The organism is Streptomyces sp. NPDC048185 (assembly GCF_043202495.1).
Taxonomy (GTDB): Bacteria; Actinomycetota; Actinomycetes; order Streptomycetales; family Streptomycetaceae; genus Streptomyces.
On sequence record NZ_JBIDAN010000002.1, the window covers coordinates 977180 to 993012 of the forward strand.

At 70.9% G+C, this 15833-nt stretch carries 15 protein-coding genes; 12 read left to right on the forward strand and 3 right to left on the reverse strand.

Annotated features, from left to right (window positions below):
• Positions 1-121 precede the first annotated feature (121 nt).
• Positions 122-565, reverse strand: a complete 444-nt coding sequence (locus tag ACGF3H_RS10280; protein ID WP_362499245.1) for an SRPBCC family protein — start codon at positions 563-565, stop codon at positions 122-124.
• 157 nt (positions 566-722) lie between these two features.
• Between ACGF3H_RS10280 and ACGF3H_RS10285 the strand changes: the two genes are divergently transcribed.
• Both ACGF3H_RS10285 and ACGF3H_RS10290 read left to right on the forward strand, forming a co-directional pair.
• Positions 723-1763 carry an Rv2578c family radical SAM protein gene (locus ACGF3H_RS10285; RefSeq protein WP_362499242.1) on the forward strand — a complete coding sequence of 347 codons (1041 nt, stop codon included), beginning with the start codon at positions 723-725 and terminating at the stop codon, positions 1761-1763.
• A gap of 49 nt (positions 1764-1812) precedes the next feature.
• On the forward strand, positions 1813-2019 hold the full coding sequence (locus ACGF3H_RS10290) for a DUF1737 domain-containing protein (protein WP_362499239.1): 207 nt from the start codon (positions 1813-1815) through the stop codon (positions 2017-2019).
• A 15-nt stretch (positions 2020-2034) separates the two neighbouring features.
• Here ACGF3H_RS10290 and ACGF3H_RS10295 read toward each other — a convergent pair whose 3' ends face one another.
• Entirely contained in the window at positions 2035-2730 is a 696-nt protein-coding gene (locus tag ACGF3H_RS10295; RefSeq protein WP_362499236.1) for a DNA alkylation repair protein, read from the reverse strand.
• Between the two features lie 224 nt (positions 2731-2954).
• Here ACGF3H_RS10295 and ACGF3H_RS10300 point away from each other — a divergent pair, with 224 nt between their 5' ends.
• The 3 genes from ACGF3H_RS10300 to ACGF3H_RS10310 all read left to right on the forward strand — a co-directional run bounded on the left by ACGF3H_RS10300 (position 2955) and on the right by ACGF3H_RS10310 (position 5522).
• A complete protein-coding gene (locus ACGF3H_RS10300) occupies positions 2955-4532 on the forward strand; it encodes an alpha/beta hydrolase (RefSeq protein ID WP_362499233.1) in 1578 nt (525 codons plus the stop codon).
• Positions 4533-4599: 67 nt separating this feature from the next.
• Complete coding sequence (locus ACGF3H_RS10305; RefSeq protein ID WP_362499230.1) at positions 4600-4998, forward strand: RidA family protein; 399 nt, start codon at positions 4600-4602, stop codon at positions 4996-4998.
• A gap of 20 nt (positions 4999-5018) precedes the next feature.
• Entirely contained in the window at positions 5019-5522 is a 504-nt protein-coding gene (locus ACGF3H_RS10310; RefSeq protein ID WP_362499295.1) for a GNAT family N-acetyltransferase, read from the forward strand.
• A gap of 21 nt (positions 5523-5543) precedes the next feature.
• Here the strand turns inward: ACGF3H_RS10310 and ACGF3H_RS10315 are convergent, their stop codons facing one another.
• Entirely contained in the window at positions 5544-6137 is a 594-nt protein-coding gene (locus ACGF3H_RS10315; RefSeq protein ID WP_362499228.1) for an adenylosuccinate lyase, read from the reverse strand.
• Positions 6138-6512: 375 nt separating this feature from the next.
• Between ACGF3H_RS10315 and ACGF3H_RS10320 the strand changes: the two genes are divergently transcribed.
• From ACGF3H_RS10320 to ACGF3H_RS10350, 7 genes are all read left to right on the forward strand, one after another.
• Positions 6513-8318: a 3-hydroxybutyryl-CoA dehydrogenase gene (locus tag ACGF3H_RS10320; RefSeq protein ID WP_362499225.1), complete on the forward strand. Its 1806-nt coding sequence runs from the start codon at positions 6513-6515 to the stop codon at positions 8316-8318.
• A gap of 139 nt (positions 8319-8457) precedes the next feature.
• Positions 8458-9270, forward strand: coding sequence for a TetR family transcriptional regulator (locus ACGF3H_RS10325; RefSeq protein WP_362499222.1), 813 nt, complete (start codon positions 8458-8460; stop codon positions 9268-9270).
• Between the two features lie 321 nt (positions 9271-9591).
• On the forward strand, positions 9592-10935 hold the full coding sequence (gene ccrA / locus ACGF3H_RS10330; RefSeq protein WP_362499219.1) for a crotonyl-CoA carboxylase/reductase: 1344 nt from the start codon (positions 9592-9594) through the stop codon (positions 10933-10935).
• A gap of 10 nt (positions 10936-10945) precedes the next feature.
• The gene (locus ACGF3H_RS10335) at positions 10946-12973 is read left to right on the forward strand and encodes a protein meaA (RefSeq protein ID WP_362499216.1); all 2028 of its coding nucleotides are present in this window, start codon (positions 10946-10948) and stop codon (positions 12971-12973) included.
• On the forward strand, positions 12970-13932 hold the full coding sequence (locus ACGF3H_RS10340; RefSeq protein ID WP_362499213.1) for a CoA ester lyase: 963 nt from the start codon (positions 12970-12972) through the stop codon (positions 13930-13932). The genes ACGF3H_RS10335 and ACGF3H_RS10340 overlap by 4 nt, the downstream gene beginning before the upstream one ends.
• Before the next feature lie 16 nt (positions 13933-13948).
• Positions 13949-14461, forward strand: a complete 513-nt coding sequence (locus tag ACGF3H_RS10345) for a MaoC family dehydratase (protein ID WP_337305629.1) — start codon at positions 13949-13951, stop codon at positions 14459-14461.
• Positions 14462-15667 carry an acyl-CoA dehydrogenase family protein gene (locus tag ACGF3H_RS10350; protein WP_189232274.1) on the forward strand — a complete coding sequence of 402 codons (1206 nt, stop codon included), beginning with the start codon at positions 14462-14464 and terminating at the stop codon, positions 15665-15667. It abuts the gene before it with no gap.
• Positions 15668-15833 lie beyond the last annotated feature (166 nt).

The following is a 15833-nucleotide window of genomic DNA, read 5'->3' on the forward strand; positions in this document are numbered from 1 at the left end:
CTTTTGCCGCCAGAGGCGACAACTACGAGCAAGTGCGACAAGTTACGGCGTACGGCGCGATCAGCCGAGGATCACTCGAACCGGTGAGAGGGCCAACACCCCTTTTCGAAGGGCGTGTTGGCTACTTCTCCACCTCGGTGGCGAGCTTGGCGAGCATCGCGTCGTAGATCCGGCCGAGCCCCTTGGGCGCGAAGGTCTTCTCGAAGAAGCCGCCGATGCCGCCGGCACCCTTCCAGGTGCTGGTGATCACGACGCGGGACCTGCCCTCGCCGGCCGGGGTGACCCGCCAGGTGGTGACCATGGAGGAGTTGCGGTCCTTCTCGACGAGCTCGCCGTCGGTCGGCTCGCTCACCTCCAGCAGGCAGTCGCGGATGCGCTTGCTGGTGGCCTGGAGCTTCCAGTGGACGAGGGTGCCCTCGCCGTCGCCGCCCTCGCGGACCTCGTACTCGCTGAAGTGCTCGGGGAGCAGCTTCTCGCGGGTGCCGCTGTAGTCGGCGAGGGTGTCGAACACCGTCTCCGCGTCCGCGGCGACGATCCGCTCCGTCGTGGCCTCGACCTGCGCCATCGGGTTCCTCCAGGGCTGGTTCTCGGGGTCGGGGCAAGCCAACCACCCCACCGCCCGGCCACCAAATCCGGGGGCGCAAAACGGCCCCGCGCGACGCACCCGCACGATCAAGGGAACATGTGTTCTATTCTGTGCGGAGTGCTACCGAGGAGGCGTCATGCGCTGGGAGAACCTCACGGACTCCGACCACGCCCGGGCCGACGGTCCCGCGCTGTTCGGCGCGGACGCGGTCACCACCCGCACCGTCGACACGCCCGAGTTCCGCGGCATCATCTTCCACGAGGTGCGGGCCCGCTCGATCCTGAACCGGGTGCCGGGCGCCTCGCGGATGCCGTTCGAATGGACGGTGAACCCGTACCGGGGCTGCTCGCACGCCTGCGTGTACTGCTTCGCGCGCAAGACGCACAGCTATCTGGACCTCGACACGGGTCTCGGCTTCGACTCCCAGATCGTCGTCAAGGTCAACGCCCCCGAACTGCTGCGCCGCCAGCTCGCCTCCCGCCGCTGGCAGGGCGAGCACGTGGCGATGGGCACCAACGTCGACTGCTACCAGCGCGCCGAGGGCCGCTACCGCCTGATGCCGGGCATCATCGAGGCCCTCACGGAACGCGCGAACCCCTTCTCGATCCTCACCAAGGGCACGCTGATCCTGCGCGACCTGGACCTGCTGACCCGGGCGGCACGCGTCACGGACGTCGGCATCTCCGTCTCGGTCGGCTTCACCGACACCGACCTGTGGCGCACGGTGGAGCCCGGCACGCCCGCGCCGGAACGCCGGCTGGACGTCGTGCGGACCCTGACCGAGCACGGCATCGGCTGCGGGGTGCTGATGGCGCCGGTCATCCCGTTCCTCGGCGACGAACCGGCCCAGCTGCGGGCGACCGTGCGGGCGATCGCCGCGGCCGGCGCCACGTCGGTCACGCCCCTCGTCCTGCATCTGCGCCCGGGCGCCCGGGAGTGGTTCATGGCCTGGCTGGGGCAGCACCACCCGCACCTGGTACGCCGCTACGAACGCCTGTACGCGGAGGGCGCCTACGCCCCGAAGTGGTACCAGCGCCGGATCACCGGCCAGGTGCACGCCCTGGCCCAGGAGTACGGCATCGGTCCGGCGCGCCCGGGGATGCCGCGCCGGACCGGGCGGACGGAGCACGCGGACCCGCCGCCCGCCGAGGAGCCGGTGCAGCTGTCGTTCCTGTGAGGGGGAGCGGACGCGGCCGCGGTTTCTCGGGCCTGGGATCCTGTTCCCCATGAGCACACCACCGAACGGACTGCCCGTCTACCGCGTCCTGACCGGACCGGACGACGCCACGTTCTGCCGCCGCGTCAGCGAGGCACTGGCTCTCGGCTACGAACTGCACGAAGGCCCCGCCGTCACCTTCGACGGCGAGAGGGTCGTCGTCGCCCAGGCGCTGCTCTGGCCGGGCGCGGGGCGCCGTCGCCCGGAGCAGGGCTGATCCGGAGGCCGGCCGCTAGCCGGCCGGCGCCTCCCGCTGCCGGCGCACCATCTCGGTGATCCAGACAGGAGCGTACGGGGAGGTGCAGCCCGGGGGTGTCGGGTGGTCCTTGAGCACCTCCAGGCGTTCGCCGATGCCGATCGCGCGGGTGCGGTACTCGGCGTGGTCGATGCCGATGCGGGCCAGGCAGTGGTTCATCGCCCACTGGAGGCGGTCCGGGGCGCCCTTCATCTCCGCCTCGATGGTGTCGAGCAGTCCCGCGAGGTCGAGGCCCTCGGGCTTCTTCGTCACGCGTTCGGTGGTCAGCGCCCAGCCGGCGCTCGCGACCACGGGGTCCGGGTCGGCGGACCAGGCCAGGCGCAGTTCCTCGGCGTGGGGGCTCTTCTTCACCACGTGGTTCACGAGCCAGTCGTGCACCTTGGGTGTGCGCGCCTCGCGCAGCATGGCGTCCAGCTCGTCGCGCGCGAACGCCTTCGGGCGGCAGACCAGTGTCGCCAGGAGCCTGGCCGCGGTGTCGCCCGTCCGCCAGAGCCCGCCCGCGAGTTCGTGCCGCGTCCTCAGCCGCTTCGCGAGGGCGCGCAGGGCGCCGAGGTTCACGCCGTGGTCGTCGCCGTGCCTCTCGTTGACCGCGCGTACCTTCGGGTCCTCGAGCGCGGCCAGCTCGGCCGTCACCTCGGCGACCGTCGGTCCGGTCGGCGCCGTCCGGTCCATCGCGGCCTCCTCTTCTCACGTGCGGGGTTCTCACGTGCGGGGTCCAGCCTAACGACCGGCCGGCCCGGTCCGGCCTTCGCCCGCGCGGGAGCATTCGAGGGCATTCGGCGGACCAATCGGGTCAAGCAGGGGTGAAACGCGTTCCTGCACGGGGCGCTTGCCGGGACGATGCGGCGAGGACCGTGAGCCACGCGGACCGCAGCCTCTCCGTCCTGGGAGACTCGATGAGACAACGCGCAGCCGTGCTGTGCGGCGCCGCCGTCATCGCGGCCGGTGCCGTCACGGCCGTCCCCGCCGACGCCGGCGCCCCGCTGCCCGCGAGCGCCCCGCGCGCCGCCGGGATCGACTGGAAGAAGTGCGGGACGGACGACTACCCGACGCTCCAGTGCGCCTCGCTCACGGTGCCGCTCGACCACTCCCGCCCGGACGGCGAGCGGATCACCCTGGCCCTGTCCCGGGTCCCGCACACCGCCACGACGTACCAGGGCCCGCTGCTGGTCAACCCCGGCGGCCCCGGCGGCAGCGGTCTGACGCTCGCCGGGTTCGTGGCGTCGTCCCTGCCCAAGGGGGTGGCCGCCCAGTACGACGTCATCGGCTTCGACCCGCGGGGCGTCGGCAGCAGCCAGCCGGCCCTCGACTGCCGGCCGGGTCACTTCGCCCCGGTGCGCCCCGACACCCTGCCGGCCTCGCCGGCCGTCGAGCAGGCCAACCTCGCGCGCGCGAAGTCCTTCGCGCAGGCCTGCGGCAGGAGGTACGCGGACGTCCTGCCGCACATCGACACCGTGGACGCGGTGCGGGACATGGACGCGATCCGCGGGGCACTCGGCTCGGAGAAGATCAACTACTTCGGCTACTCCTACGGCACCTACCTGGGCGCCGTCTACGCCAAGCTCTACCCGGAGCGGGTGCGGCGCCTGGTGCTGGACTCGGTCGTCGACCCGGAGGAGGTCTGGTACGACGCCAACCTCGGCCAGGACCACGCCTTCGACGACCGCCACCGCGCCTTCATGGCCTGGATCGCGAAGTACGACACCGTGTACGGGCTCGGCACCGACCCGGAGCGGATCGAGGCCGCCTGGTACGCGATGCGGACGGCGGTCGCGAAGGACCCGGCCGGTGGCAGGGTGGGCGCCGCGGAGCTGGAGGACACCTTCCTGCCGGGCGGCTACTACAACGGCTACTGGCCCTACCTGGCGGAGGCGTTCGCGGCGTACGTGAACGACGGGAACGCCGCTCCGCTCGTCGAGGCGTACGAGGACTTCGGCGCCGTGGACGCTGCCGGCGAGAACGGCTACAGCGTCTACACCTCGGTGCAGTGCCGCGACGCCGGCTGGCCCCGCGACTGGGACCAGTGGCGCGAGGACAACTGGGACGTGTACGCGAAGGCGCCGTTCATGACCTGGAACAACGCCTGGTACAACGCACCGTGCGCCTTCTGGCCGACGGCCCCGGGGCAGGCGGTGGACGTCACCAACCGACGGCTGCCGCCGGTGCTGCTGTTCCAGGCGACGGGTGACGCGGCCACCCCGTACGAGGGCGGCGTCACGGTGCACCGGCTGCTGCGCGGCTCCAGCCTGGTCGTCGAGGAGGGCGGCGGCAACCACGGCATCACGCTGAGCGGGAACGCCTGCCTGGACGCGCACCTGGCCGCCTATCTGGCCGACGGCACCGTGCCGCGCGGCGACGGCGAGGCCGACGCCGTGTGCGCGACGCTGCCCGACCCGGAACCGCTGCAGTCCAAGGCGGCGTCGACGTCCTCGCGCGGCTCCACGCTGCACAGCCTGCTCGGCTTCCGGGGCTGACGCCGGGCGCTCCCCGGCGCCTGACGGGCCGTCGGGGGCCGCCGGTGCCATGGTCCACCATGGAGACATGAGTGACCTGACCAGGATCGCCGCCCCCGCAGGGGTCGCCCCCGCCGCCCAGTACAGTCACGTCGTCCTCGGCACGGGGAGGTTCGTGGCCGTCTCCGGCCAGCTCGCGCTGGACGAGGACGGCACGCTCGTCGGCGAGGGCGACGCCGTGGCCCAGGCCCGCCAGGTCTTCGAGAACCTGCGGCGCTGCCTGTCCGCGGCCGGCGCCGGCTTCGACGACGTGGTGAAGCTGACCTTCTTCGTCACGGACATGGCGCACATGTCCGCGATCCGCGCGGCCCGGGCCGCGCACATACCCGACGACCGGCTCCCGGCCGCCTCGGCGGTGCAGGTCGCCTCCCTGGTGCGGCCGGAGTTCCTGATGGAGATCGAGGCGCTCGCGGTGGTCGCCCCGTGAGCGGGGCGCGCGTGCGGGAGATGACGCTCGCCGATTGCGACCGCGTGTCCGCGCTCCGCGTCCGGGGCTGGCAGTCGGCCTACCGGGGGCTGATGCCCCAGCAGTACCTCGACGGGCTCAGTGTCACCGAGGACGCCGAGCGGCGCCGCGCCCTCTTCGCCCGGGCTCCGGCGGACCTGGTGAACCTGGTCGCGGAGGACGACGCCGGCGACGTCGTCGGCTGGGCCTGCCACGGAGCGTACCGGGACGGCGAACGGCGCACCGTGGACGCCGAGTTGTACGCGATCTACGTCGACACCGGGCGGCTCGGCGGCGGCGTCGGGCAGGCCCTGCTCCAGGAGTCGGTGCGCCGCTGCGCCACCGCCGGGCACCCGCGGATGCTGCTGTGGGTGCTCGAGGGCAACACCCGCGCCCGGCGCTTCTACGAGCGCGCCGGCTTCCGCGCCGACGGCGCCGTGGAGTCGTCCGACGTGGACGGCGTCGCGGTGCCCGAGGTGCGGTACGCCAGGCCGCTCACCGGCTGACGGGACACGCCGGCGGCCGGCTCACCGCTGCCCCGGGATCCGCGCCAGCGCCCGCACCGCCGCCTCGGCCAGCGCCGGGTGGGCGAGGGCGTCCTTCAGCACGGGCGCGGCCCGTTCGTCGCCGAGCGTGCCGAGCCCCTCGACGCAGGCGAGCGCCACGCGCCGGTAGGGGTCGTGCGGACGCAGCCGGCGCCCCAGGGTGGTGATCAGCGCGGGCACGGCCTCCGGGGCGCGCAGCTCGACCAGCAGGCGCACCGGGTGCAGGGCGTAGGCGACGCGCAGTTCGTTGGTGGCGAGGGCTGCGGCGGCGCGGGCGGTGCGGGGGTCGCCGAGGCGGGCGAGGGCGTGGGCGGCGGAGGCGCAGCGCGGCGGGTCGCGGTGGTTGAGGAGCAGCACGAGCGACTCGAAGGCCCGCCGGTCCCCCGCCAGCCCCAGCCGGAACGCGGCCAGTTCCCGGGCCCACAGCGGCTGTCCGGGCTCGGTGAGCACCGCGGCCAGTACGTCGGGATCCCCGGTCGCCGCGAGCCGGTCGCACGCCGTCACGGCGTCCGGCGTGCCGGAGGCGGCCGCCTCGGCCCGTAAGCGCTCGGTGAGCGATCGCAACTCTTCGTCCATGACACCGAGGTTAGGCGGGTCACACGCCGCGTGGGACCTACATCACGAACACCGGGGGCTGGCGCGCTCGTTACCCGCGAGTTAATCTCAGACGAGCGGGTCACCCACCCGCAGCACTCCTCACGACGGTTCGGTGACGCAGCCTTCGTGGGAGCAGATCGACAGGTTCGGTGCCTCGGGCACCGCAGTGCGACCCGGCCTCGGGACAGGGCCGGTCGGACCCCGCCGCCGCCCGGGCGTGTGCACGCCCTGCGGACGGCACCGGGCGTGTGCGCATGCAGCCCGGCAACACCCGCACTCCACTCCGTACGCACCCGGTGCGCCGCTCGGCGCACCCGGGCGTTCCGTCGTCACCCTCATTCCTGGAGTCCCGCGATGGCCACTCCCCAGTCCGACACCCCTCTGTCCCCGCTCCGCACCGTGGCCGTCGTCGGCCTCGGCACGATGGGCACCGGTATCGCCGAGGTCCTGGCCCGGGCGGGCCGTGACGTGATCGGCATCGACATCAGCGAGGCGCAGGCCGTCAGGGCCGTCACCGCGCTGGAGGCGTCCACCGCCCGTGCCGTGGAGCGCGGGCGCCTGACCGAGCGGGAGCGCGCCGACACCCTCGCCCGGGTCCGGACCTCCGCCGACCTGCGGTCCGCGGCCGACGCCGACCTCGTGATCGAGGTGGCGCCGGAGTCGTACGAGATCAAGCAGCAGATCTTCCGGGAGCTGGACGGGATCGTGCGCCCCGGGACGATCCTGGCGACCGGCACCAACGCGCTGTCGGTGACGCGGCTGGCCGCCGACTCGGCCCGCCCCGAGCGGGTGCTGGGCCTGCACTTCTTCAACCCGGCCCCGGCGATGAAGCTGGTGGAGGTCGTCTCCTCGGTGCTGACCGCGCCGGCCGCCGTCGCGGCGGTCACCGATCTCGCCCTGGACCTCGGCAAGGAGCCCGTCGCGGTGGGCGACCGGCCCGGTTTCGTGGCCGACGGGCTGCTCTTCGGGTACCTCAACCAGGCCGCGGCGATGTACGAGGCGAACTACGCCTCCCGCGAGGACATCGACGCCGCGATGCGGCTCGGCTGCGGGCTGCCGATGGGTCCGCTGGCCCTGCTGGACCTGATCGGCGTGGACACCGCGCGCACGGTCCTGGAGGCCATGTACTCCGCCTCCCACGACCGTCTGCACGCCCCCGCGCCCGTCCTGAAGCAGCTCAGCGAGGCCGGTCTGACCGGCCGCAAGGCGGGGCGCGGCTTCTACACGTACGAGGCGCCCGGCAGCGCGGTCGTCGTGCCGGACGCCCTGACCCCGCGTGCGAGCGACACCCCGGCCGCCGGCCGTCCCGTGCGCTCCGTGGGCGTCGCGGGCTCGGGCACCATGGCGTCCGGCATCGCGGAGGTGTTCGCGAAGGCCGGGTACGAGGTCGTCCTCGCCGCGCGCAGCGCGGAGAAGGCCGAGACGGCCAAGGCGCGCATCGGCAAGTCCCTGGCGCGCAGCGTCGACAAGGGCAGGCTCACCGCCGAGGCCGCCGCCGGGACGCTGGAGCGGATCACGCCGACGGGCACGTACGACGACTTCGCCGACGTCGAGCTGGCCGTGGAGGCGGTCGCGGAGGACCTGGAGGTCAAGCGGCAGCTGTTCGCCACGCTGGACAAGGTGTGCAAGCCCGGCGCGGTGCTGGCCACCACCACCTCGTCCCTGCCCGTCGTCGCCTGCGCCCGTGCCACCTCGCGCCCGCAGGACGTGATCGGCATGCACTTCTTCAACCCGGCGCCGGCCATGAAACTGGTCGAGGTGGTCCGTACCGTGCTGACGGCGGACGACGTGCACGCCACCGTCCGCGAGGTCTGCGCCAAGGTCCGCAAGCACGCCGTGGACTGCGGCGACCGCGCCGGGTTCATCGTGAACGCGCTGCTGTTCCCGTACCTCAACAACGCGGTCAAGATGGTGCAGGAGCACTACGCGACGCTCGACGACATCGATGCGGCGATGAAGCTGGGCGGCGGCTATCCGATGGGCCCCTTCGAACTGCTGGACGTGGTCGGACTGGACGTGTCGCTGGCCATCGAGAAGGTGCTGCACCGCGAGTTCCGCGACCCGGGGCTGGCCCCGGCGCCCCTGCTCGAGCACCTGGTGGCCGCGGGCTGCCTCGGCCGCAAGACGGGCCGTGGCTTCCGCGAACATGCCCGCCGCTGAGCCCGGCCCCGGCGACTGGTTCCGGTCCGAGGAGGACTGGGGCGGACTGCTCGATCCGGCCGGGTCTCCCCCGCCCTTCGCGGGCGGGGGAATCCCCGGTCATGCGCATCAATCTGCGCAGATGCAGTACGTTCGGGTCATGTCCCAGCCCGCCAGGTCCTCACGTACGCCAGCCCCGCCCGACGCGCCGGAGAGCGCGGCCGGCAGCCGAGCCGCCGCCCAGCGGCTCAAAATGCGCCGGGAGCTGGCGGCCGCGGCCATGGAGCTGTTCGCCACCAAGGGGTACGAGGCGACCACCGTCGACGAGATCGCGGCCGCGGCCGGCGTCGCACGCCGCACCTTCTTCCGCCACTTCCGCTCCAAGGAAGAGGCCATCTTCCCGGACCACGACGACACCCTGGTCCGCGCCGAGGCCGTGCTCAACGCGGCGCCGGCGCACGAGCATCCGCTCGACACCGTGTGCCGCGGCATCAAGGAAGTCATGAGGATGTACGCGGCGCGGCCGGAGATCTCGGTCGCCCGCTACAAGCTGACGCGCGAGGTGCCCACCCTGCGCGAGGCGGAGATCGCGTCGGTGGCCCGCTACGAGCGCCTCTTCACGCGCTATCTGCTCGGCCACTTCGACGAGCACGCGCACGACGACGACGCCAACGACGACCCGCTGCTGGCGGAGGTCGCCGCGTCCGCGGTGGTCACCGCCCACAACCACGTCCTGCGGCGCTGGCTGCGGGCGGGCGGACAGGGCGACGTGGAGGCGCAGCTCGACCACGCCTTCGCCATCGTGCGCAAGACGTTCGGCACGGGCATCGGCGCGGGGCGCGGTACGGCGTCCTCGCGGCCGGCCTCCTCCGCGGCCTCCGTGGAGGGCGAGGTGCTGGTGACGGTCGCCCGCACCGACGCCCCGCTGCACGAGATCATGCGGACCATCGAGCAGGCGCTCAAGGAGCGCTGACCGGCTTCTCCCCTGTGACGACGGCCACCCTCCGGGTGGCCGTTTTTGCACGTCAACGCCCCTTTTCCCCTCCTCGTGGGACCCCGTTCGATCGATCATCGCTCATATGTTGCGTAAAGATTTCATCTGAGAACAGTTTCTGGCACTCAGTGCCTTGCGGCGTGACACGCGGTGTCATACGTTGAAGGTGTCCGGGCTGTCCCCGCACCCATCCCCTGCGCGCCCGGCGCCTGCGTCACAGGCACTTTCACCACCCCTCTGCAGCACCGACGTAACCCTCAGCGCCCCTCCCTCAGGGCGCTCACCGCCGGAGGCAACACCGTGACCGTGAAGGACATCCTGGACGCGATCCAGTCGCCCGAATCCACGCCGGCCGACATCGCCGCGCTGCCGCTCCCCGAGTCGTACCGCGCGATCACCGTGCACAAGGACGAGACCGAGATGTTCGCGGGCATGGAGACCCGCGCCAAGGACCCGCGCAAGTCCATCCACCTCGACGAGGTGCCGCTGCCCGAGCTGGGCCCGGGTGAGGCCCTGGTGGCCGTCATGGCCTCCTCGGTCAACTACAACTCGGTGTGGACCTCGATCTTCGAGCCGCTGTCGACGTTCGGCTTCCTGGAGCGCTACGGCCGCACCAGCGAGCTGGCCAAGCGCCACGACCTGCCGTACCACATCATCGGCTCCGACCTGGCCGGCGTCGTCCTGCGCACCGGCCCGGGCGTCAACGCCTGGCAGCCCGGCGACGAGGTCGTCGCGCACTGCCTCTCCGTCGAGCTGGAGTCGTCCGACGGCCACAACGACACGATGCTCGACCCGGAGCAGCGCATCTGGGGCTTCGAGACGAACTTCGGCGGCCTCGCCGAGATCGCCCTGGTCAAGTCCAACCAGCTGATGCCCAAGCCGGGCCACCTGAGCTGGGAGGAGGCCGCCGCCCCGGGCCTGGTCAACTCCACCGCGTACCGCCAGCTCGTCTCCCGCAACGGCGCCGGGATGAAGCAGGGCGACAACGTGCTCATCTGGGGCGCGAGCGGCGGCCTCGGCTCGTACGCCACGCAGTTCGCCCTGGCCGGCGGCGCCAACCCGGTCTGCGTCGTCTCCAGCGAGCAGAAGGCGGACATCTGCCGGTCGATGGGCGCCGAGGCGATCATCGACCGCAGCGCCGAGGGGTACAAGTTCTGGAAGGACGAGCACACCCAGGACCCGAAGGAGTGGAAGCGCTTCGGCAAGCGCATCCGCGAGTTCACCGGCGGCGAGGACATCGACATCGTCTTCGAGCACCCCGGCCGGGAGACCTTCGGCGCCTCGGTCTACGTCACCCGCAAGGGCGGCACCATCACCACCTGCGCCTCGACCTCGGGCTACATGCACGAGTACGACAACCGCTACCTGTGGATGTCGCTGAAGCGCATCATCGGCTCCCACTTCGCCAACTACCGCGAGGCCTGGGAGGCCAACCGCCTCATCGCCAAGGGCAAGATCCACCCGACGCTCTCCAAGGTGTACTCGCTGGAGGACACCGGCCAGGCCGCGTACGACGTCCACCGCAATCTCCACCAGGGCAAGGTCGGCGTGCTGTGCCTGGCCCCCGAGGAGGGCCTGGGCGTGCGCGACGAGGAGATGCGCGCCAAGCACGTCGACGCCATCAACCGCTTCCGGAACGTCTGAGGAGCGTCACATGAGTGAGCGTCAGAAGGACCGGCCGTGGCTCATGCGCACGTACGCCGGTCACTCCACGGCCGAGGCGTCCAACGAGCTGTACCGGCGCAACCTCGCCAAGGGGCAGACGGGTCTGTCGGTCGCCTTCGACCTGCCGACCCAGACCGGCTACGACTCGGACCACGTCCTCGCCCGCGGCGAGGTCGGCCGGGTCGGCGTGCCCGTCGCGCACCTCGGTGACATGCGCCGGCTGTTCCAGGACATCCCCCTGGAGCAGATGAACACCTCGATGACCATCAATGCCACGGCCATGTGGCTGCTGGCGCTCTACCAGGTCGTCGCCGAGGAGCAGGGTGCGGACATCACCCGGCTCCAGGGCACGACCCAGAACGACATCGTCAAGGAGTACCTGTCCCGCGGGACGCACGTCTTCCCGCCGGGGCCGTCCCTCCGCCTGACGACGGACATGATCGCGTACACGGTCTCCCACATCCCGAAGTGGAACCCGATCAACATCTGCAGCTACCACCTGCAGGAGGCGGGCGCCACGCCGGTGCAGGAGATCGCGTACGCGATGTCCACCGCGGTCGCCGTGCTCGACGCGGTGCGCGACAGCGGCCAGGTGCCCGAGGAGCGCATGGGCGACGTGGTCGGCCGCATCTCCTTCTTCGTGAACGCGGGCGTCCGCTTCGTCGAGGAGATGTGCAAGATGCGGGCCTTCGGACAGATCTGGGACCGCGTCACCCGCGAGCGGTACGGCATCGAGAACCCCAAGCACCGCCGCTTCCGCTACGGCGTCCAGGTCAACTCCCTCGGCCTGACGGAGGCCCAGCCGGAGAACAACGTCCAGCGGATCGTCCTGGAGATGCTGGCCGTCACCCTCTCCAAGGACGCCCGCGCGCGCGCCGTGCAGCTGCCGGCCTGGAACGAGGCCCTCGGCCTGCCCCGCCCCTGGGACCAGCAGTGGTCCCTGCGCATCCAGCAGGTCCTGGCGTACGAGAGCGACCTGCTGGAGTACGGCGACCTCTTCGAGGGCTCGAAGGTGGTCGAGGCGAAGGTGGACGAGCTGGTCCGGGAGTCGCTCGCGGAGATGGAGCGCATCCAGGAGATGGGCGGCGCGATGGCGGCCGTCGAGTCCGGCTACCTCAAGTCGCAGCTCGTCGCCTCGCACGCCGAGCGCCGGGCCCGGATCGAGTCGGGCGAGGAGAAGATCATCGGTGTCAACGCCTTCGAAGGCACCGAGCCGAGCCCGCTGACCGCCGACCTGGACACCGCGATCCAGACGGTCGACCCGGCGGTCGAGGCCCGGGTCATCGCCTCGCTGCAGAACTGGCGCGACAGCCGCTACCAGCCGCCTTTCAACCACCCGCGCCCCTGCAAGGCGCTGGAGAAGCTGAAGGAGGCCGCCAAGGGCACCGACAACCTCATGGAGGCCACCCTGGAGTGCGCCCGCGCCGGGGTCACCACCGGCGAGTGGGCCGGCGCGCTGCGCGAGGTGTTCGGCGAGTTCCGCGCGCCCACGGGTGTGTCGTCCGCGCCGGTGGCGGTCGCCGCGGAGGAGGGCTCGGCCCTGTCCGAGGTGCGCCGCAAGGTGGACCTGACGGCCCGTGACCTGGGCGTCGGCAAGCTGCGCTTCCTGGTCGGCAAGCCGGGCCTGGACGGCCACTCCAACGGCGCCGAGCAGATCGCCGTGCGGGCCCGCGACGCCGGGTTCGAGGTGGTCTACCAGGGCATCCGGCTCACCCCGGAGCAGATCGTGGACGCCGCGCTCGCCGAGGACGTGCACGCGGTGGGCCTGTCCATCCTGTCCGGCTCCCACGCCCAGCTGGTCCCGGACGTGCTCGAACGGCTCCGTGTGGCCGGTGCCACGGATATACCGGTGATCGCCGGTGGCATCATCCCGAACGGTGACGCCGAAGACCTGCGGGCCGCGGGAGTGGCCGCGGTCTTCACCCCGAAGGACTTCGACATCACCGGCATCATCGGCCGGATCGTCGACGAGATCCGGAACGCGAACAAGCTCGACCCCCTGGAGGTCCCCGCATGACCACGGTCAACCGCCTTCGCCCCCGGCGTTCCTGCCTGGCGGTGCCCGGCTCGAACCCGCGCTTCCTGGAGAAGGCCCAGGGTCTCCCCGCCGACCAGGTCTTCCTGGACCTGGAGGACGCCTGCGCGCCCCTCGCCAAGCCGGAGGCCCGGCACACGATCGTCAAGTTCCTGAACGAGGGCGACTGGACCGGCAAGACCCGCGTCGTGCGCGTCAACGACTGGACGACCGAGTGGACGTACCGCGACGTCGTGACGGTCGTCGAGGGCGCCGGCCCGAACCTGGACTGCATCATGCTGCCCAAGGTGCAGGACGCCCAGCAGGTGGTCGCGCTGGACCTGCTGCTGACCCAGATCGAGAAGACGATGGGCTTCGAGGTCGGCCGCATCGGCATCGAGGCGCAGATCGAGAACGCGCAGGGCCTGAACAACGTCAACGAGATCGCGCAGGCCAGCCCGCGCGTCGAGACCATCATCTTCGGCCCGGCCGACTTCATGGCGTCCATCAACATGAAGTCGCTGGTCGTGGGCGAGCAGCCGCCCGGCTACCCGGCGGACGCCTACCACTACATCCTGATGAAGATCCTCATGGCCGCCCGCGCCAACAACCTCCAGGCCATCGACGGCCCCTACCTCCAGATCCGCAACGTGGACGGCTACCGCGAGGTCGCGCAGCGCGCCGCCGCCCTGGGCTTCGACGGCAAGTGGGTGCTGCACCCCGGCCAGGTCGAGGCGTCCAACGAGATCTTCTCGCCGTCCCAGGAGGACTACGACCACGCCGAGCTGATCCTGGACGCGTACGACTACTACACGTCCGAGGCGGGCGGCAAGAAGGGCTCCGCGATGCTCGGCGACGAGATGATCGACGAGGCCAGCCGCAAGATGGCCCTGGTCGTCTCCGGCAAGGGCCGCGCCGCCGGCATGCAGCGCACCAGCAAGTTCGAGATCCCCACCGCCTAGAAGGGCCCTGAGCGCGATGCAGTTCGGACGCACCTACGAGGAGTTCGAGGTCGGGGCGACGTACAAGCACTGGCCGGGCAAGACGGTCACGGAGTACGACGACCACCTGTTCTGTCTCCTCACCATGAACCACCACCCGCTCCACATGGACACGAACTACGCCGAGAAGACGACGGACTTCGGCAAGAACGTGGTGGTCGGCAACTACATCTACTCCCTGCTGCTCGGCATGAGCGTGCCGGACATCTCCGGCAAGGCGATCGCCAATCTGGAGATCGAGTCGCTGAAACACGTGGCGCCGACCTTCCACGGGGACACCCTCTACGGTCAGACCACGGTGCTCGACAAGTGGCCCTCGAAGTCGAAGAACGACCGCGGCATCGTCCACGTCGAGACCAAGGGCTACAAGCAGGACGGCACGCTGGTCTGCGTCTTCCGCCGCAAGGTGATGGTGCCGACCGAGACGTACATCAAGGAGCGCGGCGGCGAGCAGCCGGGCCGCCCCGAGCTGAAGGAACAGGGGAAGTAGATGAGCCGCCTCGCCCAGACCCACGGCCTCACGGACGTCCAGCGGGAGATCCTCTCCACCGTCCGGGACTTCGTGGACAAGGAGATCATCCCGGTCGCCACCGAGCTGGAGCACCGGGACGAGTACCCGCAGGACATCGTGGACGGGCTGAAGGAGCTGGGCCTGTTCGGCCTGATGATCCCTGAGGAGTACGGGGGTCTGGGCGAGTCGCTCCTGACGTACGCGCTGTGCGTGGAGGAGATCGCCCGCGGCTGGATGTCGGTGTCCGGCATCATCAACACGCACTTCATCGTGGCGTACATGCTCAAGCAGCACGGCACGCAGGAGCAGAAGGACCACTTCCTGCCCCGCATGGCCGCCGGCGACATCCGGGGCGCCTTCTCCATGTCGGAGCCGGCGCTGGGCTCCGACGTCTCGGCGATCTCCTCCAAGGCGGTGAAGGACGGCGACGAGTACGTCCTGAACGGCCAGAAGATGTGGCTGACGAACGGCGGCACGTCGTCGCTGGTCGCCGTCCTCGTCAGGAGTGACGAGGGTCACCCCGAGGGCACGGCGCCGCACAAGTCGATGACGACCTTCCTGGTGGAGAAGGAGCCCGGCTTCGGCGAGGTCCGTCCCGGCCTCACGATCCCCGGCAAGATCGACAAGATGGGCTACAAGGGCGTCGACACGACCGAGCTCATCATGGACGGCCTGCGGATCCCCGCCGACCGGGTGCTCGGCGGCGTCACCGGCCGAGGTTTTTACCAAATGATGGACGGCGTCGAGGTGGGCCGCGTGAATGTGGCGGCGCGTGGCTGCGGCGTCGCCCAGCGTGCCTTCGAGCTGGGCGTCCAGTACGCCCAGCAGCGTCACACTTTCGGCAAGCAGATCGCCCAGCACCAGGCCATCCAGTTCAAGCTGGCCGAGATGGCTACCAAGGTGGAGGCGGCGCATGCGATGATGGTGAACGCTGCACGCAAAAAGGACTCGGGCGAACGAAACGACCTGGAAGCGGGGATGGCCAAGTACCTCGCCTCCGAGTACTGCAAGGAGGTCGTGGAGGACGCCTTCCGGATCCACGGCGGCTACGGCTTCTCCAAGGAGTACGAGATCGAGCGGCTCTACCGCGAGGCTCCGATGCTGCTGATCGGTGAAGGCACCGCCGAGATCCAGAAAATGATCATCGGTCGCAGGCTGCTCGAAGAGTATCGGTTCCAGGGTTAGATGTCCGGATACGGGGTGTTTTCTTGGAGAAGAAGGTCACACCCCGTAGGCACTCTTCGGCCGCCGACTCGGCTGCCTGGCTTACCCAGTTGCGGCTGATAGCCGCTACGATCGCCGGAAAGCCGCCGTCCCCCGTCAATGCGCGGCATCATCCGCTACGAAGGTC